Consider the following 23,114-nt stretch of genomic DNA (forward strand, 5'->3'; position numbering starts at 1 on the left):
CACACCCGCGTCCCCACCTCGGACGCCTCCACCTCCGTGCTGCCCCACCAGGCAGCACGCCGGACTTCCTGAGGTCTTCATGAAGCTTCGTCGTGCCATGGCTGCCGCGGCCGCTACGGCTGCCCTGGCCCCGCTCGCGCTGCTCTCGGCCCCGGCCTCCTTCGCGACCGAAGAGGCCGGCTCCGCGACGTCGGCCACGACGCCCTCCGGGACGCCCACGCCGTCCGGGACGCCCACGGGCACGCCCACCTCCACGCCGCCCGCGCCGGACGAGGACACGGACAAGGACACGGACGAGCCGGAGGGCAAGCCGACCTCCACGCCGCCCGCGAAGCCCGGAAAGACCGCCCAGCCCGCGAAGTCCCCGAAGCCCTCGAAGAGTGACGACGTCCTCGACGACATCAAGGACGAGGACCTCGATGACGAGGAGCTGGAGGACGGGGACGCGGAGGAGCCGGTCGACTGCCCGGTCGACGAGAACGGCGTCGACCCCGACTCCGAACTGGAGATCGACCTCGTCGGCCTGCCCAAGAAGATCGTCAAGGGCAGCGGCTGGCACCGGTTCGAGCTGTCCCTCACCAACTCCAGCGACGAGGAGCTCGGCGAGGTCAAGTGGATCGCGGCCGTCAACGACTTCTCGTACGGCAAGGACGACGAGGACCGGCTGGGCAGCCATGCCGACCTGCAGTACTTCGACGCCGAGAGCGGCGACTGGAAGACGATCGACGGCGATGTGAACGGCGGCCTCGCCTTCGACGTCACCGACCTCGGCCCCGACGAGCAGGTCGACATCAAGCTGCGGGTCGACATCGACGCCAAGGCCCCGTCCGGTGAGGGCTACGCGGTCGGCCTCGGCGGGTACCTCGACACCGAGGAGAACTGCACGCACAACTCGGACGCGTACCAGCCGCTGACGGTCGTCAAGGCGGGCAGCACCGACGAGACGCCCGGCGAGGCCACCCACACCCCGAGCAAGCCGACGCCGACGCCGACCGCCGAAAAGTCGCCGCAGGGCGCAGCCAAGGAGCTCCCGAGCGCCAACACCACCGGTGGCACGGGCAGCCTCGCCGAGACCGGCTCCAGCTCGATGCTGCCGACCGTCGCCCTCGTGGGCGGGATCGCCGTCGTCGCCGGTGCGGGCGCGGTGTTCGCCGTGCGTCGCCGCAAGGCCGACACCGCCGCGTAACGCGGCACCTGATCACGCGGAAGGACCTGCGCTCGGAGGGGGGCGCAGGTCCTTACGTGTATCCGTGGCCCGGTGCCGCTCAGTCCTCGGGCTTGGGCGGCACCGTCGGCATGCCGAGGAACGGCAGCTTCAGCGCGCCGAAGGCGTCCGCCGGGACCGCCGGGGTCTTCGGTTCGACGGCCGCGAGCCGCACGTACCGCTCGCCCTGCGCCGGACGCGGGTCCTCGCCGCCCTTGTTGGGCCAGAACGACATCGCACGCTCGGCCTGCGCGGTGATCGTCAGGGACGGGTTCACCCCGAGGTTCGCGGAGACCGCGGCGCCGTCGACGACCGAGATGCCGGGGTGTCCGTAGAGCCGGTGGTAGGGGTCGATGACGCCCGTTTCCGGCGAGTCGCCGATCGGGCAGCCGCCGAGGAAGTGCGCGGTCAGCGGGGTGCCCATGAGCTCGCCGATGTTGGAGCCCGCGAAGCCGTTGATCTCCTTGGAGAGGATCGTCGCCGCCCGGGTGGCCTCGGGTATCTGGTCGGGGTTGGGCGCGCCGTGGCCCTGGCGGGCGGTGAGCAGCCCCTTCCCGAGGCCCTTCTCCTTGCGGTACGTGGTCAGGGAGTTGTCGAGCGACTGCATGACCAGGCCGATGATGGTCCGCTCCGACCAGCGGCGGTTGGAGAGGGAGCGGACGAGGAGCGAGGGGTGGCGGGCGACGTTGCCGAGCCATCCCGCGACCCGGGCCTTGCCGCCCTTGACGCTGTACGGGACCTGGAGCACCGTCAGGCTGCCCATGGCGTTGGACTTCTTGCCGTAGCGGACGGGCTCGATGTGGGTGTTGGCGTTCGGGTGGATCGACGAGGTGATCGCGACGCCCTTGGTGAAGTCGACCTTCTCGGCGCCGTGGCGCTTGCGGTAGCGGCGGTCGGTGGTCTGGGCGCCGACCAGCGCTTCGGAGTTGGTGCGGGTGAGCGTGCCGAGCCGCTTCGATATGTGCGGCAGCAGGCCGGTGTCCTTCATGCGGTGCAGGAGGGTCTGCGTCCCGTACGTGCCGGCGGCGATGACCACCTTGCGTGCCCGGAACGTCCGGCCCCGGCCCTTGCGCTTGTCGTCGGTGGGCAGGGTGGCGACGGCGAAACCGCCCCGCGAGTCCTCGGTGACGGCGACGACCGACGTCATCGGGTGGACGACCGCGCCGGCCTTCTCCGCCAGGTAGAGGTAGTTCTCGTTGAGGGTGTTCTTCGCGCCGTGCCGGCAGCCCGTCATGCACTCGCCGCATTCGGTGCAGGCCCTGCGGGAGGGGCCGGCGCCGCCGAAGTAGGGATCGGGAACTTCCGTGCCGGGACGGGTGGTTGAACGACCGTCCGCGTCGTTCTCGTCACCGAAGAAGACGCCGACGGGCGCCATGTGGAAGCTGTCGCCGACCCCCATCTCCTGGGCGGCGGCCTTCAGATGGACGTCCGAGGGCGTCGTCGTCGGGTTGAGCCGCACCCCGAGCATCCGCTTGGCCTGCTCGTAGTAAGGGTGCAGTTCGTCCTGCCAGTCCGTGATGTCCTTCCACTGCGCGTCCTTGAAGAACGGCTCGGGTGGTACGTAGAGGGTGTTGGCGTAGTTCAGCGAGCCGCCGCCGACCCCGGCGCCCGCGAGGACCATCACATTGCCGAGCAGGTGGATGCGCTGGATGCCGAAGAGGCCGAGCGCGGGGGCCCACAGGTAGTTCTTCAGGTCCCAGGAGTTCTTGGGCAGCGTCGCGCGCGTGAAGCGGCGGCCCGCCTCCAGTACGCCGACGCAGTAACCTTTCTCCGTCAACCGCAGCGCGGACACCGCGCCGCCGAAACCGCTGCCCACGACGATCACGTCGTAGTCGTACGCGTCATCGCCCACCTGGTTTTGGGCAGAGCTCTCCTGTGACATCGACTCTCCTCGTCAAATTGCCCGCGGGCCGTCTGTGGTTGCTCGCGCAGTTCCCCGCGCCCCTGACGGGGCGCTGCTAACGCAGGCGGAACGCCTTCATGACCTTGAGGCTCGCGGTCATGAACGCCGCGTACTTCTCGTCGTCAAGACCGAACGACGGGGCGAGCGGCATGATCCGCTGGGTGGCGACGGTCTGCGCCTCGGTGTACTTGAGGATGCCCTCGGAGCCGTGCCGGCGGCCGAGACCGGAGTCCTTCATGCCGCCCATCGGGGACTGCACGCTGCCGTAGGCGGGCGCGTAGCCCTCGTTGACGTTGACCGTGCCGGTGCGCAGGCGGGCGGCGACCTTGCGGCCGCGGGCGCCGTCCTTCGTCCAGACCGAGGAGTTCAGGCCGTACGGCGTGGCGTTGGCGAGCTCGACCGCCTCGTTCTCGTCCGTGAAGCGGTAGATGGAGACGACCGGGCCGAAGGTCTCCTCGGTGCAGACCGCCATCGGGGCCTCGACGCCGTCCAGGATCGTCGGCTCGAAGAAGTAGGGGCCGATGTCCGGGCGCGCCACGCCGCCCGCGACGAGCGTGGCGCCCTTGGCGACGGCCTCCTCGACGTGCCGGGTCACGGTCTCCAGCTGCCGCTCGCCGGCGAGAGAGCCCATGTCGGCGCCGTACGCGAGGGACTTGCCGAGCCGCATCGCCTTCGTGCGCTCCGCGAAGCGCGCCACGAACTCGTCCGCGATCGACTCGTGGACGTACAGCCGCTCGATGGAGATGCACAGCTGGCCCGCGGAGGAGAAGCAGGCGCGCAGCGCGCCCGATGCGGCCTTGTCGATGTCGGCGTCGTGCAGCACCAGCATGGCGTTCTTGCCGCCGAGTTCGAGCGAGACGCCGACCAGGCGTGCGGCGGCGCCCTGCGCGACCTCGCGTCCGGTGCGGGTGGAGCCGGTGAAGGAGACGTAGTCGGCGTGCTTGACGACCTCGGGGCCGATGACGGGGCCCTCGCCGAGCACGACCTGGAAGACCTCCGACGGCAGGCCGGCCTCGATGATGAGGTCGCGGGCCCACAGGGCGGTCAGGCAGGTCTCCGTGTCGGGCTTCATCACGAGGGCGTTGCCCGCGACGAGGGCGGGCAGCGCGTCGCCGATGGAGAGCTCGAACGGGTAGTTCCAGGGGGCGATCTGGCCGACGACGCCGCGCGGCTGGCGGTTCTCGGTGACCTTGGTGAGGGTCGGGACGACGCCGGTGTGCCGCTTCGGGCTCAGATACGAGGGGGCCTTGCGGCCGTAGTGCCGGGCGGCGACCGCGACGGCCTGGATCTCCTCGTGCGCGTGCAGCCGGGACTTGCCTGTCTCCAGCTGAATGAGGTCCAGGACCTCGGCCTGGCGCTGGAGCACCAGGTCGTGGAAGCGCAGCAGCACGGCGGCGCGCTGCTTCACAGGGGTCCTGGCCCAGGCGATCTGGGCGGTGCGGGCCCGCTCGAAGGCGGTGGCCACGTCCGCGGGGGTGGACTCGGGCAGGTCGGCCAGCTTCTCGCCGGTGAGCGGCGTGTGGTTGGCCGTACGCCCCGAACCGATGACGTCACGGGTGAGCTGGGCGATCAGCTCGGGCGTGACCACGTCGGCGGCGGTGCGCGCGCCTTCGGGGGCCGGGGCGGTCGGGTTCGTGCCGAGGGGCGCTGCGATGGCCTGCGAGTCCGTCATGCTCGTGAGAGTAGGCGCACGTCAGGCTTTTGGGTACCCATCGGTAATGGGCTTCACGGCTCACTCACACCGCGCCAGTGATTGCTGGCGACAAAGCCACTGATCAGGGCGTTGTCGCCAGCAGGACGAGCCTCGGAGCGGTTTTTCAGAGCTTGTCGAGCGCCAGGTCGGCGATGGCGGTCTCGGCGACCTCGCGGCCGCGGGCGGTGAAGTCGCCCTTGCCGGGATAGTCGATCCACAGCCGGTACATGTCCCCCGACTTGGTCCGGTAGTAGAGGATCTTCGCCTCGTGCGGCAGCTCGGTCTGCGAGTCGGTGTACGTGACCGTGTTCTCGGCGGCGCTCCGACCCTGGTACTTCGTCTCCTTGGTCCTGGCGACGGGAGCGGGGTCGCCGGACATGTGGCTGTACTTGGTCTCGCCACTCTCCTCGAACGTCTCCGCGTCGGCGTACGCCTGGGCCGCTGCGGTCCCCGCGACCTCCAGTGAGGTGTCCTTCTTCTCCGCGAGGTCGAGCGTGATGAAGACGGCACCGCTGGGATCGGTGTACCTGACCCAGGACTTGTCCGTGTCGGTGGCCTCCGGCTTGCTCTCCACGTACCCGTCGGGGGTGGAGACCGTGGCGGCGACCGCCTTCGCCTCGTGCTTCTTCCATTCTTCGGCGTCCGAGCCGCCGAAGGGGTTCACCGCCACCAGGACCCCGGCGGCCACGGCCGCGACGACCACGCCCGCGACGACCGCCAGGGCCTTGCGGCTCAGGAAGATGCCCTTGCCCCGCTGTCCGGCGTCACCGCCCGCGACCGTGACGACCTGCGTCGGCGCCGGCTGCGGAGGCCTTGCCGCCTCCTCCAGGAGGGCGCGGACCTGCGCGGCGTTCGGACGCTGGGCCGGGTCCTTGACCAGCAGCCGGTTGATCGCCTCGGCGAGCGGTCCGGAGGCGGAGGCGGGCGCGGCGGGGGTCGCGTTCAGGACGGACTGGAGGGTCGCGGGGGTGTTGTTGCGGCGGAAGGGCGAGACGCCCTCGGTCGCGGCGTACAGGACGACGCCCAGCGACCAGAGGTCGGACGCCGGTCCCGGCCGCTGGCCCAACACACGTTCCGGCGCGATGAATTCGGGCGAGCCGACGAAACCGCCGGTGTCCGTCAGATTCGTCTCGCCCTCGATCTGCGCGATGCCGAAGTCGGTGAGGACGACGCGGTCGTGGCGGCCGAGCATGACGTTGTCCGGCTTCACGTCGCGGTGCAGGATGCCCGCCTGGTGCGCGGCGTCCAGCGCGTTCAGCACGTCGAGGCCGACGCGCGCGGCGTCGCGGGCGCCGAGCGTGCCCTCCTGGAGCGCGGCGCCCAGGGAACGGCCCTGGACGAGCTCCATCACGATCCACGGCTGGCCGTCCTCGACCGCCACGTCGTGGACGTTGACCACGGCCGGGTGGTCGAGGCGGGCCGCGGCGCGCGCCTCGCGGCGCATCCGCTCGAAGGCGTTGGCGCGCTCGCGCTCCGGCAGGTGGTCGGGGAGGCGCGGCTCCTTCACGGCGACCTCGCGGTCCACCGTCTCGTCCTTGGCCCGCCACACCGTCCCCATGCCGCCGTGGCCGAGCTTGGCGAGCAGCCGGTAGCGGTTCGCGATCAGCCGGCCGGCGCCCGGCTCGGGGTGGGACGGCTGGTGGGGCGCGGCCTGGGTGGGCACGGCTGGGGCGGGCTGGGCTTGGGCAGGCTGGGCTTGGGCGGGCTGGGCGTACGGATTGCCGGGGTGCGGGTGAGGGCCACCGTGTTGGCTGGATTGTTCCGGTATTCCCGGTGCTCCCGGTGCTCCCGGTACGCCGGCTGCGCCTGGTGCGCCCGGTGCTCCCGGTCGCTGTGGTGGCTGCAGGCCGAAGCTGGTGGGTTCGTACGGCCCGTAAGAGGCTCCCCCGTCGTTACTCATGCCCACATCACTACCGTGCCGGGCCCCCACGTTTCCAGCCAGGCCCCCCATTGTGACCGGGGTGATGCACGCCGAGGGACGTCATCGGCGTACGCGGACACGCGAACCGCACCTCATCGGCGTACGCGAAGACGCGAACCGCACCTCACCGGCGTACGAACGTGTCCACCGCCGCGTCGAAGTACCGCCGCGCCTGCCCCGCGTCCGCAGCCGGCGCCGAGACCCACACGTCGAACAGCCGGCCGCCCTCCTGCCAGCACAGGTCGAGCGTGCGCCGGCCGCCCTTCTCCTCGCTGTAGCCGTCCCAGGTGTACTCCCACAGGGCGGCGGGCCTGCCGTTGCGCGTGGTCTCCGTGACCCTGCCGTCGCGGTAACCGGGGTTGGTGCGTGGTCCTTCGGCGTCGGCGCGGCGCTGTGCGGCGAGCGGGCCGCCGGGCTCGGAGGCCGCCTCTTTGATGCCGATGCGGTAGGTGCCGTCGGGCGACACGTAGAAGACGCGGGGGCCGTCCTCCTGGCGCCGGAAGCGTTCGGGCACGGCGAGTGCGAAGCCCCTGGGGTCCTTCGCGATGCGGTAGCCCTGGGGCGCCTCGGGCGACGACGGCCTTGGCGTGCGCGTCGTCACGGTGACCGTGGGCGTCGGCGAGACCAGCGTCGCGGAGGACGAGGGGGTGGCCGGCGTGTCATCACCGTCGCCGCCCCTGCCCAGCAGCAGCGCGGCGGAGACCCCCGCACCCGTGAGGGCGGCCGCCAGCGCGGCGGCGACCATGAACGCCCGGCCGTGCCGCTCCGGTTTGACCAGCCCCGCGGCGGCCTGGCTCGCGAGCAGCTCCCGCTCTGCGGGCGTCTGGCCGCCACGCCCCGGCCGCCCCGGCCGCCCCGTTCGCCCCTGGAACCCCGGCAGACCTGACCTTCCCGAGGACCCCGGTGGACCTGGCGGACCCTGCCGCCCCGAAAGGCCCGCCAGTCCCACCCGCCCCACTCGTCCTACCCGCCCCGCCCGTCCCGGAAGTTCAGTCAGCCCGGACCCCGGTCTCTCCCGCACCACCGCCGGCATCCGCCCCGTCTCGACGTACGCCTTCAGCAGCCCCTCCACCTCCGCCGCGTCCAGCCGCCGGTCCGGATTGCGGTCGAGGAGGCCGAGGACCACGGGCAGCAGCGGCGCGGCGGCCGCGGGCGGGCGGAAGTCGTCGTAGACGACGGCGTGCAGCACCCCGCCGATGGAGTCGCGGCGGAACGGCGACTCGCCGGTCAGCGCGGTGACCAGCAGCGCGCCGAGCGACCACAGGTCGGACTCGGGCCCCGTCCGCTCCCCCGCCATCCGCTCCGGCGCGGTGTACTCGGGCGAACCCACGAACGACCCGACCTCCGTGAGCGTCGTCGCCCCGGTCAGCTGCGCGATCCCGAAGTCGGTGAGCACGACACGGCCGGTCGCCCGCTCCAGGAGTACGTTGGCGGGCTTGAGGTCACGGTGCAGGATGCCCGCCTCATGGGCGGTGCGCAGCGCCCCGACCAGGTCGATGCCCATGCGTGCGACGGCGTCCGCGTCCAGCGGTCCGCTCCGCGCGATCCGCCCGGCCAGCGAGCCGCCGTCGATCAACTCCATCACTATGTACGGCTGTTCGTCCTGCACGACGACGTCATGGACGACGATGACGTGCGGGTGCCGCAGCTGCGCCACCGCCCGCGCCTCGCGCAGGGTCCGCTCGCGCTGCTGCTCCGCCTCGGCGTCGGAGAGCGTCTCGTCGCGTGCCAGTTCCTTGACGGCGACCTGGCGACCCAGGAGCAGATCGGTGGCACGCCACACGACCCCCATGCCGCCCCGGCCGAGCCGCGCCTCGAGGCGGTAACGGCCCGCGATCACACGGGCGTTGCCCTCACCGGCACCGCCGCCACCGACGCCGACGCCGCCCCCACCGGCACCTGACCCACCGGCGTGGTCTCCCAGGCTCCCCATGCGGCCATCATGCCCCACACGTGTGCGAACGGAATGGGGCGGAGCGAGCGCGGGGCCGGTTCCGGCCGTCGGCGCGGGTCGCCACAGCGTCACCAGAGGTGAGCGTGGGCGCTCAGTGCTCCCGCCACCCCCGGAGCATCGCGTCGAACTGCTCCCGCGTGGTGTCCCAGCCCCCTGCCGGGGCGGACATGTACAGCACGTACTCGACACCGTCACGGCTGAGATACGTCTGCGAGATGGCCCGGCGCGGCCCCTTGGTCGTGTCGTTCGCACCCGCCGTCCAGCTGAACTCCCAGAGAGAGCCCGACTGATCCCGAAACGTGTTCGAGTTCAGTTCCAGCCGCCGGTACTGCGGAAGTTTCACCCGTAGGTTCTTCTCCAGGGACAACTGATGCGCGTAGGAGCTCTCGTACTGCGGGTTCTTCTCGACGGCGATGCGCAGGAACCGGCGGCCGCCGTCGGGCGTGTAGTCGATCTGGTTGCCGTTCACCTCGCGCTTCCACTCCTTGGGCAGCATGAGGCTGAAGCCCTCGGGATCGTTCACCCGCCGCCAGTCGTCGGGGATGCCGCCCACTGCCGTGCCCCGCTCGCCCTTCGACTGCTGCTCCGTCCCGCCGGCGAAGCGCACGTACCCAAGGACGCCACCGCCGCCGAGCAGCGCGGCCACCACGACGAGGGCGACGATCCCGGGCCAGCGACGGCGCTCGCGCGAGGGCTGCCCCTGCCCGCCGACGACGGTGAGGATGTCGCGGCCGGTCGGGGTGGCGCCGGCCTGCGGGGGCGGGGGACCGTACGCGGACGTCGAGCGGGCCCCGCCCAGCGCGTCCACGTGCGTGTCCGTGTGTGCGCCGGTGGCCGGGTGCGTCTGCGTCGGCACGTACGCCTGCGCGTGCTGCGGACGGCGTCCCTCCGCGGCCTCCGCCAGCATCTGCTCGGCCTCTTCGGCGGAGGGCCGGGTCTCCGGGTCCTTGCGCAGCAGCGCGCTGATGACGGGTGCGAGGACACCCGCGTGCCGGGAGGGCGCGGGCTCCTCCGTGACCACGGCCTGCATGGTGCCGAGCGGTGACGTGCGCCGGAAGGGCGAGAAACCCTCGACGGCCGTGTACAGCGTGGCGCCGAGCGCCCACAGGTCGGAGGCCGGGCCGGGGTTGCCGCCGCTGACACGCTCGGGCGCCAGGTAGTCGACCGAGCCGACGACTTCCCCGGTCCGCGTGATGGTGGAGTCGCCCTCGATCGCGGCGATCCCGAAGTCGGTGAGCAGGATGCGCCGGTCGTCGGCGAGGAGGACGTTGCCGGGTTTGACGTCGCGGTGCAGGACGCCCGCGGCGTGTGCGGCACGCAGGGCCTTCAGGGTCCACAGGCCGATGCGGGCCGCCTCGACGGGCTCGACGCGCTCGTCGTCCTTGACGGCGTCCGCCAGCGAACGCCCCTCGACCAGCTCCATCACGATCCAGGGCCGGTCGTCGTACTGCAGCACGTCGTGCACGGTGACCACGGCGGGGTGGTTGATGCGGGCGGCGGCCCGCGCCTCCGTCTGCGTACGCGCGAAGAGGACGGCGCGGTCGGCCTCCTGCACGAACTGCGCCGCCGTCAGCTCCTTGACGGCGACGGCACGGTGCAGCACCTCGTCCTGCGCACGCCACACCCGTCCCATGCCACCGCGGCCGATGGTCTCAGTGAGTCGGTAGCGGCCCGCGAGGAGCAGGCCCTGCATCTGGTTCACGTTCCCCCGCAATGGTCTTGACAGGGCCAGGTTAAGGAGCGGGAAGCGCACAGGGAACCACAGGGGCCCTTAGGAGACCGCACTGTGACGCATGCCGTGCATGTCCGGAGTGCCGGAATCGGCTCAGCCGGTGACCCGGTAGGTGGCCGAAGCCTGCTCGTACAACCGCGTCACCTCGTCCCGCTCGGCCTCGGGCCCGCGCACCTGCACCACGTGGTACTTCCCGCCGACGATCATCACGAGATTGCGTACGAAGACCTCGCGGCCCGCGGCGTCCTGCCAAGTGAACTGCCCCTCCGCCATGGCCCGTCCGCCGACGTCAATACGGCGCATGCCGCTGGAGGTCGCCCAGGACGAGTCACGGAAGGGCTGCAGCTCGCGCTCGTCCTCACGCTGGTACTTCATGGGGTCGCTGCCGTAGCCGTCGGTGGTGTCGCGCCCGGGCACGATCAGCAGCTCGAAGCCGGCGTGCGTGTAACGGACCTGGCCCCGGCCGTTCTTGGGCTGCCGGTCCCAGCCGCCGGCGACGGCGACGTGGAAGCCCTCGGGGTCCTTGCGGAGGGTGAATCCCTGCGGCAGGTCGGGGTTGGTGGTCTGCGGTTCCTGCGAACCGGGGTTCTTGCCGGACTCGTCTTCGTCTTTGTCTTTGTCTCTGTTTTTCTCTTTTTCTTTCTCTTTCTCTGTGTCTTTGTCCTTGCCTTCGGTGGGTTCCCCCGGGGCCTGCGGGGCCGAGCTGACCTCGCCCGCCGTCCCCGCGCGGTCACCCGACGCCCCGTCATCCGCCTTGGGCATGAACACCATGGCGTACACGATGGCCGCGGCGAGCCCGACCAGAATGGCGATCAGCAGCAGCCGCCCGAGCGAACGGGGCCGGGCCGGGCCACGGCTCTGCGGCACGCGGGCCGGCCCCTTGCCGCGCTTGTGCCGCCCGTGGCCGTTCCCCTGCCCGTTCCCCGCGGCAGCGGCCGCCGCGGCGCCGCGTCGCTTGCGCACGACCTCGCCACGGCGGCGTACGACGGGCAGCCGGCCCGCGTCGTACGGCGGCACCGGCACGACGTGCGCCCCGGCCTCCGGCTCGGGCGCGGACCGCACCAGCGAGCGCAGCCAGCCGCTCAGCTCCTCGAAGTCGAGCCGCTCGGTGGGGTCCTGACGCAGCAGCGACTCGACCACGGGCCGCAGCGGGCCGCACTCCTCGGCGAAGGCGGGCGGCTCGGCGCAGACGAGCTGGACGAGTTCGGCCGGGCTGTCCTCCGGGTAGGGCGCGTGTCCCTGCACGGCGCGGAAGAGCAGTGCCCCCAGGGCCCACAGGTCGGTGGAGGGGCCTATCGGCGCGGCGAGCCGCCAGTTCTCGTGCACGGGGCCGGCCTGCTCGGGCGCCCACCGCTCGGTGACGGCGCCGACCACCACCATGCGCGCGTGCCGGGCGCGCTCGGCGGCCAGGGCGGTGGAGGGGCCACGCGAGGGGGCTCCGTCGGCGGAACCGTCGTCCCATCCCCCACGGGCCTGCTCGCGTGTGTCCCCTGTGTCCCCTGTGTCCCCGTGGCCCTGCTCGTACGTGTCCCCCTGCGGGCCGCCGCTCTCGTCCGCCGTGGTCCGCGCCGCCGGGATTCCGTTCCGCGGCACGGCGCCGTGCCAGGGCGGCTGCCTGCCCGCCACGCCGTACGGGTCGGGTATCTGCCCGGTCGGGCCTGGCCCCCGGCCCTCGGCGTCCTCTTCGGTCGCCCGCGCCGCGGCCCTCGCTCCCGCGCGGTACGCCGCGGCCGCGCCCGTGCGCCCGGCCCGCGCGCTGCTCGCGGCGGACTCCGGGGCGGGGGCGAGCTCCGTGTCCCCGGTCTCGTACGCCCCCTCGGCAGGCGCGCCGGCGTGCCCGGCCACATTGCCGACCGACCCCGCCGAACCGGCGGGCTCCCCCGCCTCCACCGGCCGTGGGTCGTACCCGCAGAGCGCCTCCTCGGCCGCTCCGGCCGCCAGACCCGTCAGCATCACGCGGCCGTCGTCGCAGATAAGGACGGTCCGCGCGGTGATGTTCCGGTGGACCCAGCCGTGCCCGTGCAGGACGCGCAGCGCCGCGAGGACGTCCGCCGCGACCTCGGCGGCCCGGTACGGACTCAGCGGCCGGTCCGCGAGGAGCGCCGCCAGCGGCCTGGCCGCCACCAACTCGCTGACGATCCACAGCGAACCGCCCTCCGCGAACACGTCGAAGACCTGGTCGAGCCGGGGGTGGTCCGGTATCTGCGCGGCGGTCTGCGCCGCCTCGATGGCGCGCCGCACCGCCGGCTCCGCCGGCCTGCGCGTCGTCCGTGCCGCGGCCCGCCGCACACCGGCCCCGCCGCTCCCCGCCCGCGGCGCGAAGCCGTCGGGCAGGTCGTGCTCCTCGTCGAGCATCTCCGCGTCGACGATCTCGGGCAGCGGGACCTGCCTGACGAGCACTTCCTGCCCGCTGTACGTGTCGAAGGCGCGTGACTCGGCGAGTTCGTACGCGTCGGAAGGCGGCAGCGGCAGGCGGTAGCGGTCGGCGAGCACCCGACCCGCGTAGTCGTCCACGATGCCTTCCCCGTCCGCCCGGTGGTCAAATCCGTTCGTCTTGCGGCCCGTTGCGGCTGTGTACGGTCCGCAAGCACTCACGATACGTGCCGTGGGCGAACCGCAATGAGGGGATACGAGATCTCAGCTCAGGACTTCGGCTCGAACGTCCTTGTGAACGTCCGCCACGCGCTCCGCCGCTCCTCGCCGCCCCATGCGTCGGCCTTGGCGGTGTACATGATTCCGTAGCCCAGCCCGCCGTTGACGACGAAGCCGCGGTCGATGGACCGGTACTTGGTCCCGCCGTCCACATAGGTGAACTCCCAGTCGGCGGTGTTCCAGCCGCGGAAGCCGACCTTCTCTATCCGGATCCGGTCGTACTGCGGCCGGACCATGAACTTCTCCTGGTTCTTCCAGTCGCCGACCGGGTTGTCCTTGGGCGTGGTGGTCCAGCCGACCAGCAGCTTCTGGCCGTTGGGCCCGCCGAACCGCGCGCCCGCGCGGCCCGTGGACTGGTACTTCCACCCCTTCGGGAGCCCGATCTCGAAGCCCTGGGAGTGCTTGTACGTCGTTTCGGCGCCGTCCTCCGGCTTCTTGCCGTCGTCGTCGCCCTTGCTGGGGTCGGTGCCCTTGCCCTCGTCCGGGTCGGGGCTCTCTTCCTTGCCCTTGCCGTCGTCGGCCCCGGAGCCCTTGTCCGTTTCCTTGCCGGTGTCCTTGCCCGCGTCCTTGTCGGCATCGCCCTGGCCGTCGCCACCGGCGGTCGCCCCGCTGGACGCGGCCTTGTCGCCGCCCTTGCTGTCCTTGCCGGAGTCGCCCTCGCCGCCACCGGACAGCGCGAAGGCGAGCACCGTGCCGAGCACGGCGAGCAGGGCCACCACGGACACGATCACCAGCGTCCGGCGCGGCACCACATCGGTGAGCGACGCCTTGGGCGGCACCCGCGGCGGCACGCTCCGGCCGTTGGCGGGGGATCCGGCGGAGGTGGACGCGGAGCGGGTCGTGGCCGCCCCGGTGCCGCGCTCGCCGGCGGCCGGAGCCGTCGCGGCCGTCTTCCGCACCGAATGAAGGGCGCCCTTCAGCCGGTCGGCGACCTCCTCGGCCTTGCGCGCGGCCGACCCCGTGGAACCACTGGTCCCGGCGGCCCCGGCAGTCCCGGCAGCCCCTGCGGCCCCGGTGCTCCCGGCAGAAGCGGGCGATCCGGCGGCGCCACCCGAAACACCGGCCGCGCCGGCCGCACCGGCGCCCGCGGCACCGCCGACGGCACCGGAACCCTTCGTGGTCCTCGCGGACTTCGTGAGCCGCGTGGACAACGGCGTCCTCGGCGTCTTCGGAGCCTTCGGCGGCTGGTTCGGCGGCACGGGCGGCAGCGGCACCACCTTGGTCGCCTCCACCGGCTCCCGCACGGCCTTGGCCTCGGGCGCGTGGATGACGTCCATGAGGAGCGCCCGCGCTCCCGCGTCGTCGAGCCGCTGCTCCGGGTCCTTGGCGAGCAGGCCGTAGATGACCTTCTCCAACGGGCCCGCGTTCACCGGCTTTTCGACGTCCTCCGTCATCACCGCGGTGAGGGTCGCGATGGCCGACCCCTTGTCGTACGGGGGCACGCCCTCCACGGCCGCGTACAGCAGGCCGCCCAGCGACCACAGGTCGGCCGCGGGGCCCGGCTTGTGGCCGCGGGCGCGCTCCGGAGAGATGTAGGACGGGGCGCCGACGAGCATGCCGGTGGACGTGATCGACGGGTCGCCTTCGACCTGCGCGATGCCGAAGTCCGTCAGCACGACGCGACCGTCCTCGGCGATCAGCACGTTCGACGGCTTCACGTCGCGGTGCAGGATGCCCTCGCGGTGCGCGGACCGCAGCACGTCGAGGATGGCGAGGCCGACCTCGGCCGCCCGCCGCGGCGTGAGCGTGCCGTCCTCGCGGATCGCCTCCGCGAGCGACTTGCCCTCGACCAGCTCCATGACGATCCACGGCCGGTCGTCCTCGTCGACCACGTCGTAGACGGTCACGGCGCTGGTGTTGCGGATCCGCGCGATCGCCTTCGCCTCACGCAACGTACGCGTGATGAGCCGCCGCTTCTCCTCCTCGTCGATGCTGGAGGGGAAACGCAGTTCCTTCACCGCGACCGTACGACCAAGGGTCTCGTCCTTGGCGCGCCAGACGGTGCCCATGCCGCCGCGGCCGAGCACCTCTCCCAGCCGGTACCGGCCGGCGAGGAGACGTTGGCTCTTGTCCCGACGGGCGTCACCCGTCTGCTCCGCGTCCGACATGCGTCCCCTCTGCTGCTACCGCTGCTACCCGAGCAACCCGCCCTGACAGAGCCTTCATTGTCCCTTACTCGGGGACCGGCCGACGCCCAGGGTCCAACGACCCCCTGCCCGCCCCCCGTCCCGTCCCTCATGAGGGACAGCGCACGAGGAGGTACCGGCATGCCAACACAGCGCTGAATACCGGCCATACTCTTCCGCCACCGACCATCCGAGGCAAGCCCCGGCCGTCACCGTCGTCCCGGGCGCACGCACCCTACGCCACCCGCACCCGGGCGTTCACCGCGACGGCCGTCCTTCAACTCGCCGCAAAACAGCCGGAAGTACCCCTGGGCCGGACGTACTCACTAGGAGAGCGGCACGATGTCCGGCGCTCCGAGCCGCGCCGCGTCCGCCGTCAGGTCGTCCGGCTGCCGCTGCGACTCCCGCTCGGCCTCCACCCGCTTCTCGTAGTGCTGCACCTCCCGCTCGATCTGGTCCTTGTCCCAGCCGAGAACGGGTGCCATCAGCTCGGCGCACTCCCGGGCGCTGCGCGTGCCGCGGTCGAACGTCTCGATCGAGATGCGGGTCCGCCGCGTCAGGACGTCGTCGAGGTGGCGTGCGCCTTCGTGGGACGCGGCGTAGACCACCTCGGCGCGGAGGTAGTCGTCGGCGCCCGGCAGCGGTTTGCCCAGGTCCGGGTCGTTGGTGATGAGTTCGAGCACTTCCTCGGCCATCGAGCCGTACCGGTTCAACAGGTGCTCCACGCGCACCACATGAAGACCCGTCTGCGCGGCGATCCTCGCGCGGGCGTTCCACAGCGCCTTGTACCCCTCGGCGCCGACGAGGGGGATGTCCTCCGTGACGCAGTCGGCGACCCGCTGGTCGAGGCCGTGCACCGCCTCGTCGACGGCGTCCTTGGCCATCACGCGGTACGTCGTGTACTTGCCGCCCGCGACGACCACGAGGCCCGGCGCCGGATGCGCGACCGTGTGCTCGCGGGACAGCTTGCTCGTGGCGTCCGACTCGCCGGCGAGCAGCGGCCGGAGCCCGGCGTACACCCCCTGGACGTCGTCCCGGGAGAGGGGCACGGCGAGCACCGAGTTCACATGCTCCAGGAGATAGTCGATGTCGGCGCTGGAGGCGGCCGGGTGCGCCTTGTCCAGGTCCCAGTCCGTGTCGGTCGTCCCGATGATCCAGTGCCGCCCCCACGGGATGACGAAGAGGACGCTCTTCTCGGTGCGCAGGATCAGTCCGGTGGAGGCGTTGATCCGGTCCTTGGGCACGACCAAGTGGATGCCCTTGGACGCCCTGACGTGGAACTGGCCGCGCTCACCGACCATGGCCTGGGTGTCGTCCGTCCACACACCGGTCGCGTTGACGACCTGCTTGGCGCGGATCTCGTACTCCCCGCCGCCCTCGACGTCCTGCACGCGGGCGCCGACGACGCGCTCGCCCTCGCGGAGGAAGCCGGTGACCTTCGCGCGGTTGGCGACCTTCGCGCCGTACGCCGAAGCGGTGCGGACCAAGGTGGCCACGTAACGCGCGTCGTCCATTTGGGCGTCGTAGTACTGCATGGCGCCGACCAGGGCGTCCTTCTTCAGGCAGGGGGCGACGCGCAGGGCGTGGCGGCGTGTCAGGTGGCGGTGCATGGGCAGGCCGCGGCCGTGTCCGCGGGACATGGACATGGCGTCGTAGAGCGCGACGCCCGATCCGGCGTACACCCTCTCCCAGCCCTTGTGCTGCAAGGGGTAGAGGAACGGCACGGGCTTCACGAGGTGGGGGGCGAGGCGCTCCAGGAGCAGGCCGCGCTCCTTCAGGGCCTCGCGCACCAGCGCGAAGTCGAGCATCTCCAGATAGCGGAGGCCGCCGTGGATCAGCTTGCTCGACCGGCTCGACGTGCCGGAGGCCCAGTCCCGCGCCTCGACGAGGCCGGTGGACAGGCCGCGGGTCACCGCGTCGAGTGCCGTCCCGGCGCCGACCACGCCCGCGCCGACGACCAGGATGTCCAGCTCCCGTTCGGCCATTCCCGCAAGTGACTCGGCACGCTCGGCCGGCCCCAGTGTCGCTGTCCTCACCGCTGCCTCCCGTTGAGATCGGGTGTGGTCGGACTCACATCATGCCCAGATTTCTCCGTCGCCCGCTGAACACGAACCCAGCCTGTGGACAACACTCCGGAGCTCCACGCGGTGCAATACCGCAAATCGGTCATATTTACTCCTAGTCTGACATTGCGCTGCTCCGCCTTGTCCACAGGGCTTGCGCACTCGTCCCGGTCCGGCTATTGGGAGGACGGCCCACCGCCATGCCCGCAGATCTCGCTGTCATCGGCCTCGGCCACCTCGGCCTGCCCCTCGCCCAGGCCGCCGTTTCCGGCGGCATCGCCACCATCGGCTACGACCCGGTCCGCGCCGCCGACCTGGCCGGCGGCCGGCTGCCCTGCGACGGCGCCGAAGGCACCCTCACCGCCGCCGACGTCCGCCGGATGCTCTCGGGGGGCTTCCGGCCGACCGTCAACCCGGCCGAGCTCGGCCGGGTCCGCACCGCCGTCATCTGCGCCCCCACCCCGCCTGCCGCGGACCGCTCGCTCGACCTGAGCCAGGTCGCCGAGGCGGCCGGGGCGCTGGCCGCGCGCCTGCGTCCGCACACCACCGTGATCCTCGAATCCCCCGCCTACCCGGGGACCACCGAGGAATTCCTCCGCCCGATCCTCGAGTCGGGTTCGGGCCTGCGGGCGGGCCGCGACTTCCACCTCGCGTACTCCCCCGGCCGCCTCGACCCCGGCAACCGCACGCACGGCTACGCGGGCACCCCCAAGGTCATCGGCGGCCTCACCCCGGCCTGCACCGAATCGGCCGCCGCCTTCTACGGCCGGCTCACCGACAAGGTCGTCCGCGCCCGGGGCCCCCGCGAGGCCGAGACCGTCCACCTCCTGGAGACCAACTACCGGCACGTGAACATGGCCCTGGTCAACGAGATGGCGGTCCTCTGCCACGACCTCGGCATCGACCTGTGGGACGTCATCCGCTGCGCCGAGACCAAGCCGTTCGGCTTCCAGGCCTTCCGCCCCGGGCCCGGAGTCGGCGGCCACGGCGTCCCCCTGGACATCCCGAACCCGTCCCGCGGCGTCCGCCCCCTGCGCATGGTCGAGCTGGCCCAGCAGGTCAACGACCGCATGCCGCAGTACGTCATCCAGCGCTCGGCGACCCTGCTCAACGAACACGGCAAGTCCGCCCGCGGCGCCCGCGTCCTGCTCCTCGGCGTCACCTACAAGCCCGACCTCGCCGACCAGCAGGGCGCGCCCGCGCAGGAGGTGGCGACCCGCCTCATGGAGCTCGGCGCGGCCGTCAGCTACCACGACCCCTACGTGCCCAGCTGGAGCGTGCTCGGCCGCCCCGTCCCGCGCGCGGACTCCCTATACGAGGCGGCCGCCGACGCCGACCTGACGATCCTGCTCCAGCACCACCGCACGTACGACCTCCAGGGGCTCGCGGTGAAGGCCCAACTGCTCCTGGACACCAGGGGTGCTACTCCGGCGGGCGCCGCCCACCGTCTGTGACGACGAAAAGGGACGACGAAAAGGGCCCCGGTACGAAGTACCGGGGCCCTTTCGCGAACGATCCGTCAGCGCTTGTGCTGCGAGTCCGCGACCGTCACCTCGACGCGCTGGAACTCCTTGAGCTCGCTGTAGCCCGTGGTCGCCATGGCGCGGCGCAGCGCTCCGAAGAAGTTCATCGAGCCGTCCGGGATGTGCGACGGGCCGGTGAGGATCTCCTCGGTGGTGCCGACCGTGCCGAGGTCGACCTTCTTGCCGCGCGGCACATCCTCGTGGACGGCCTCCATGCCCCAGTGGTGGCCCTTGCCGGGCGCGTCCGTGGCGCGGGCAAGCGGGGAGCCCACCATCACGGAGTCGGCGCCGCACGCGATGGCCTTGGGCAGATCGCCGGACCAGCCCACGCCGCCGTCGGCGATGACGTGCACGTACCGGCCGCCGGACTCGTCCATGTAGTCACGGCGGGCGGCCGCGACGTCGGCGACGGCGGTGGCCATCGGGACCTGGATGCCCAGGACGTTGCGCGTGGTGTGCGCGGCGCCGCCGCCGAAGCCGACCAGGACGCCCGCGGCGCCGGTGCGCATCAGGTGCAGGGCCGCGGTGTACGTGGCGCAGCCGCCGACGATGACCGGGACGTCGAGCTCGTAGATGAACTGCTTCAGGTTCAGCGGCTCGGCGGCTCCGGAGACGTGCTCGGCGGAGACGGTGGTGCCGCGGATCACGAAGATGTCCACGCCGGCGTCGACGACGGCCTTGGAGAACTCGGCGGTGCGCTGCGGCGAGAGCGCGGCGGCGGTGACGACGCCCGCGTCGCGCACCTCCTTGATGCGCTGTCCGATCAGGTCGGCCTTGATCGGGGCCGCGTAGATCTCCTGGAGGCGGCGGGTCGCGGTCTCCGAGTCGAGCTCGGCGATCTCGTCGAGCAGCGGCTGCGGGTCCTCGTACCGCGTCCAGAGGCCTTCGAGGTTCAGGACGCCGAGGCCGCCCAGCTCACCGATGCGGATGGCGGTCTGCGGAGAGACCACGGAGTCCATCGGGGCCGCCAGGAAGGGCAGCTCGAAGCGGTAGGCGTCGATCTGCCACGCGATCGAGACCTCCTTCGGGTCGCGGGTGCGCCGGCTCGGTACGACGGCGATGTCGTCGAAGGCGTACGCGCGGCGGCCGCGCTTGCCGCGCCCGATCTCGATCTCAGTCACGTTGTGGGGCCTTTCCCTCTTGGTCTGCCTGTCCAGTATCCCCGACGCACACGGAAGGGGCGGTCCCGGTTGATCCGGGGCCGCCCCTCTCGCGTGCGTGTGGAGCCGACAGGCTACTTCGTACGGCTGTAGTTCGGTGCCTCGACCGTCATCTGGATGTCGTGCGGGTGGCTCTCCTTGAGACCCGCGGACGTGATGCGGACGAAGCGGCCGTTGGCCTGGAGGTCGGGGACGGTGCGTCCGCCGACGTAGAACATCGACTGGCGCAGTCCGCCCACCAGCTGGTGGACGACCGCCGAGAGCGGGCCGCGGTAGGGCACCTGGCCCTCGATGCCCTCGGGCACCAGCTTCTCGTCGGAGGCGACGCCCTCCTGGAAGTAGCGGTCCTTGGAGAAGGACTTGCGCTCGCCGCGGGTCTGCATCGCGCCCAGCGAGCCCATGCCGCGGTACGACTTGAACTGCTTGCCGTTGATGAACATCAGCTCGCCCGGCGACTCCTCGCAGCCGGCGAGGAGCGAGCCCAGCATGACCGTGTCCGCGCCGGCGACGAGCGCCTTGGCGATGTCTCCGGAGTACTGCAGGCCGCCGTCGCCGATGACCGGGACACCGGCCTCCTTGGCGGCGAGCGACGCTTCGTAGATGGCTGTTACCTGCGGTACGCCGATGCCGGCGACGACACGGGTGGTGCAGATGGAGCCGGGGCCGACGCCGACCTTGATGCCGTCGACACCGGCGTCGATGAGCGCCTGGGCGCCCTCGCGGGTGGCGATGTTGCCGCCGATGACGTCCACGCGCGGGGCGTCCGACTTGATCTTGGCGACCATGTCGCCGACCAGGCGGGAGTGGCCGTGCGCGGTGTCGACGACGATGAAGTCGACGCCCGCGGCGACCAGGGCCTGGGCGCGCTCGAAGGCGTCACCCGCGACACCGACGGCGGCGCCGACCAGCAGGCGGCCCTCGCCGTCCTTGGCGGCGTTCGGGTACTTCTCGGCCTTCACGAAGTCCTTGACCGTGATGAGGCCCTTGAGGATGCCCGCGTCGTCGACCAGCGGCAGCTTCTCGATCTTGTGGCGGCGCAGCAGCTCCATGGCGTCCACGCCGGAGATGCCGACCTTGCCGGTGACCAGCGGCATGGGCGTCATGACCTCGCGGACCTGACGGCTGCGGTCGTTCTCGAAGGCCATGTCGCGGTTGGTGACGATGCCGAGCAGCTTGCCCGCCGCGTCGGTCACCGGGACACCGCTGATGCGGAACTTCGCGCAGATCGCGTCGGCCTCACCGAGCGTCGCGTCCGGGTGCACCGTGATCGGGTCGGTGACCATGCCGGACTCGGAGCGCTTCACCAGGTCGACCTGGTTGGCTTGGTCCGCGATGGAGAGGTTGCGGTGCAGCACACCGACGCCGCCCTGGCGCGCCATGGCGATCGCCATGCGGGCCTCGGTGACCTTGTCCATCGCCGCGGAGAGCAGCGGGACGTTCACCCGGACGTTCTTGGAGACGAGCGAGGAGGTGTCGATCTGGTCGGGCGCCATGTCCGACGCGCCCGGCAGCAGCAGCACGTCGTCGTAGGTCAGCCCGAGTGTCGCGAATTTCTCGGGCACCCCAGTCGAAGAACCGCCGTTTGCAGTCATGACACCTTCCCCAAATGGCCTTGATCGGTGCGGATGTCCATGCTAACGGGCTTCGAGGGTGTCTCATTCCACGATCAAGATCATCGCGGTTCTTTGTACGTTCGTACGGCGGCGCTCAGCGCTCGGCGAGCACCCGTGGACAGCCGGGCCTCACTGCTCGGCGAGCGCCCGCAGACGGCTGAGAGCCCGGTGCTGCGCGACCCGCACCGCCCCGGGGGACATCCCCAGCATCTGTCCGGTCTCCTCGGCCGTGAGGCCGACGGCGATCCGCAGGAGAAGCAGCTCGCGCTGGTTCTCCGGGAGGTTGGCGAGGAGCTTCTTGGCCCACTCCGCGTCGCTGCTGAGCAGCGCGCGCTCCTCCGGGCCGAGCGAGTCGTCGGGCCGCTCGGGCATCTCGTCGGAGGGCACCGCGGTGGACCCGGGGTGCCGCATGGCCGCACGCTGCAGGTCGGCGACCTTGTGCGCCGCGATCGCGAAGACGAAGGCTTCGAAGGGGCGCCCCGTGTCCTTGTAGCGCGGCAGGGCGAGGAGGACGGCGACACAGACTTCCTGGGCCAGGTCCTCCACGAAGTGCCGTGCGTCACCCGGAAGCCGGGACAGACGGGTGCGGCAGTAGCGCAGCGCGAGGGGGTGGACGTGTGCCAGCAGGTCGTGGGTGGCCTGCTCGTCGCCCTCCACAGCGCGAAGAACGAGGGCACCGATCACCGTCGTCTTGTCATCGCGCATCGGTCCATGGTGCCTTGACGGCGACTGATCCGTGGCACCGCGTCCGTAGTTGTGCACTGAAGCGTTATGAGCAGGTGCGCCGGAACTCATCTCCTGCGCCCTCCCCTCCCGCTCGATCGACTCGTCCCCGAGGAACTCCACACCTCAAGGATGCGGCATCGGCGGCGAAACAAGCAGCCACGGGCGTCGGCCGCCCCGCCCACCGGGTGGCGGACGGGGATCGCCGTGCCCCCGTGGCGGTGCACTCAGCGGACCAGACCCCAGCGGAATCCGAGCGCCACGGCGTGTGCCCGGTCCGAGGCGCCGAGCTTCTTGAACAGGCGCCTGGCGTGCGTCTTCACCGTGTCCTCGGAGAGGAAGAGCTCACGGCCGATCTCCGCGTTCGAGCGGCCGTGGCTCATGCCTTCGAGGACCTGGATCTCACGCGCGGTGAGGGTGGGCGCGGCGCCCATCTCGGCCGAGCGCAGTCTGCGCGGCGCGAGCCGCCACGTCGGGTCGGCGAGCGCCTGGGTGACGGTCGCCCGCAGCTCGGCGCGCGAGGCGTCCTTGTGCAGATAGCCGCGGGCGCCGGCCGCGACCGCGAGTGCGACCCCGTCCAGGTCCTCGGCGACGGTGAGCATGATGATGCGCGCACCCGGGTCGGCGGACAGCAGCCGCCGGACGGTCTCCACACCCCCGAGACCGGGCATGCGTACGTCCATCAGAATCAGGTCCGAGCGGTCGGCGCCCCAGCGGCGGAGGACTTCCTCGCCGTTGGCCGCAGTCGTCACACGCTCTACGCCGGGCACGGTCGCGACCGCGCGGCGGAGCGCCTCTCGGGCAAGCGGGGAGTCGTCGCAGACGAGGACCGATGTCATGACTGTCC

Annotated in this window: 14 protein-coding genes; 2 read left to right on the forward strand and 12 right to left on the reverse strand. The window is 71.7% G+C overall.

Going from position 1 to position 23,114, the window contains the following annotated elements; genetic code table 11:
- Positions 1 to 79 precede the first annotated feature (79 nt).
- Entirely contained in the window at positions 80 to 1,186 is a 1,107-nt protein-coding gene (locus tag ACZ7LU_RS15620; protein WP_471916941.1) for an LAETG motif-containing sortase-dependent surface protein, read from the forward strand.
- Between the two features lie 79 nt (positions 1,187 to 1,265).
- Here ACZ7LU_RS15620 and ACZ7LU_RS15625 read toward each other — a convergent pair whose 3' ends face one another.
- From ACZ7LU_RS15625 to ACZ7LU_RS15660, 8 genes are all read right to left on the reverse strand, one after another.
- Entirely contained in the window at positions 1,266 to 3,086 is a 1,821-nt protein-coding gene (locus tag ACZ7LU_RS15625) for a GMC oxidoreductase (protein WP_471916942.1), read from the reverse strand.
- Positions 3,087 to 3,162: 76 nt separating this feature from the next.
- Positions 3,163 to 4,779: a succinic semialdehyde dehydrogenase gene (locus tag ACZ7LU_RS15630; protein WP_468314011.1), complete on the reverse strand. Its 1,617-nt coding sequence runs from the start codon at positions 4,777 to 4,779 to the stop codon at positions 3,163 to 3,165.
- A gap of 145 nt (positions 4,780 to 4,924) precedes the next feature.
- Positions 4,925 to 6,700: a serine/threonine-protein kinase gene (locus ACZ7LU_RS15635; RefSeq protein ID WP_471916943.1), complete on the reverse strand. Its 1,776-nt coding sequence runs from the start codon at positions 6,698 to 6,700 to the stop codon at positions 4,925 to 4,927.
- Positions 6,701 to 6,845: 145 nt separating this feature from the next.
- Complete coding sequence (locus tag ACZ7LU_RS15640) at positions 6,846 to 8,654, reverse strand: protein kinase domain-containing protein (protein WP_471916944.1); 1,809 nt, start codon at positions 8,652 to 8,654, stop codon at positions 6,846 to 6,848.
- Positions 8,655 to 8,766: 112 nt separating this feature from the next.
- Positions 8,767 to 10,368 carry a serine/threonine-protein kinase gene (locus ACZ7LU_RS15645; RefSeq protein ID WP_471917083.1) on the reverse strand — a complete coding sequence of 534 codons (1,602 nt, stop codon included), beginning with the start codon at positions 10,366 to 10,368 and terminating at the stop codon, positions 8,767 to 8,769.
- Positions 10,369 to 10,500: 132 nt separating this feature from the next.
- The gene (locus ACZ7LU_RS15650) at positions 10,501 to 12,921 is read right to left on the reverse strand and encodes a protein kinase (RefSeq protein WP_471916945.1); all 2,421 of its coding nucleotides are present in this window, start codon (positions 12,919 to 12,921) and stop codon (positions 10,501 to 10,503) included.
- A gap of 128 nt (positions 12,922 to 13,049) precedes the next feature.
- On the reverse strand, positions 13,050 to 15,167 hold the full coding sequence (locus ACZ7LU_RS15655; protein WP_471916946.1) for a serine/threonine-protein kinase: 2,118 nt from the start codon (positions 15,165 to 15,167) through the stop codon (positions 13,050 to 13,052).
- Between the two features lie 344 nt (positions 15,168 to 15,511).
- Positions 15,512 to 17,221, reverse strand: coding sequence for a glycerol-3-phosphate dehydrogenase/oxidase (locus ACZ7LU_RS15660; RefSeq protein WP_398300272.1), 1,710 nt, complete (start codon positions 17,219 to 17,221; stop codon positions 15,512 to 15,514).
- A gap of 227 nt (positions 17,222 to 17,448) precedes the next feature.
- Here ACZ7LU_RS15660 and ACZ7LU_RS15665 point away from each other — a divergent pair, with 227 nt between their 5' ends.
- Positions 17,449 to 18,702, forward strand: coding sequence for a nucleotide sugar dehydrogenase (locus ACZ7LU_RS15665; protein ID WP_398300270.1), 1,254 nt, complete (start codon positions 17,449 to 17,451; stop codon positions 18,700 to 18,702).
- A 65-nt stretch (positions 18,703 to 18,767) separates the two neighbouring features.
- Here the strand turns inward: ACZ7LU_RS15665 and ACZ7LU_RS15670 are convergent, their stop codons facing one another.
- The 4 genes from ACZ7LU_RS15670 to ACZ7LU_RS15685 form a co-directional block, all read right to left on the reverse strand.
- Positions 18,768 to 19,892, reverse strand: coding sequence for a GuaB3 family IMP dehydrogenase-related protein (locus ACZ7LU_RS15670; RefSeq protein WP_362993411.1), 1,125 nt, complete (start codon positions 19,890 to 19,892; stop codon positions 18,768 to 18,770).
- A 113-nt stretch (positions 19,893 to 20,005) separates the two neighbouring features.
- Entirely contained in the window at positions 20,006 to 21,523 is a 1,518-nt protein-coding gene (guaB, locus tag ACZ7LU_RS15675; RefSeq protein ID WP_398300268.1) for an IMP dehydrogenase, read from the reverse strand.
- 150 nt (positions 21,524 to 21,673) lie between these two features.
- Positions 21,674 to 22,249, reverse strand: a complete 576-nt coding sequence (locus ACZ7LU_RS15680; protein WP_127909693.1) for a sigma-70 family RNA polymerase sigma factor — start codon at positions 22,247 to 22,249, stop codon at positions 21,674 to 21,676.
- A 245-nt stretch (positions 22,250 to 22,494) separates the two neighbouring features.
- Positions 22,495 to 23,106 (reverse strand): response regulator transcription factor, encoded by a 612-nt coding sequence (locus tag ACZ7LU_RS15685; RefSeq protein ID WP_003948568.1) that lies wholly within the window; start codon positions 23,104 to 23,106, stop codon positions 22,495 to 22,497.
- Positions 23,107 to 23,114: the final 8 nt, after the last annotated feature.

Source organism: Streptomyces sp. NPDC039462 (genome assembly GCF_055639375.1).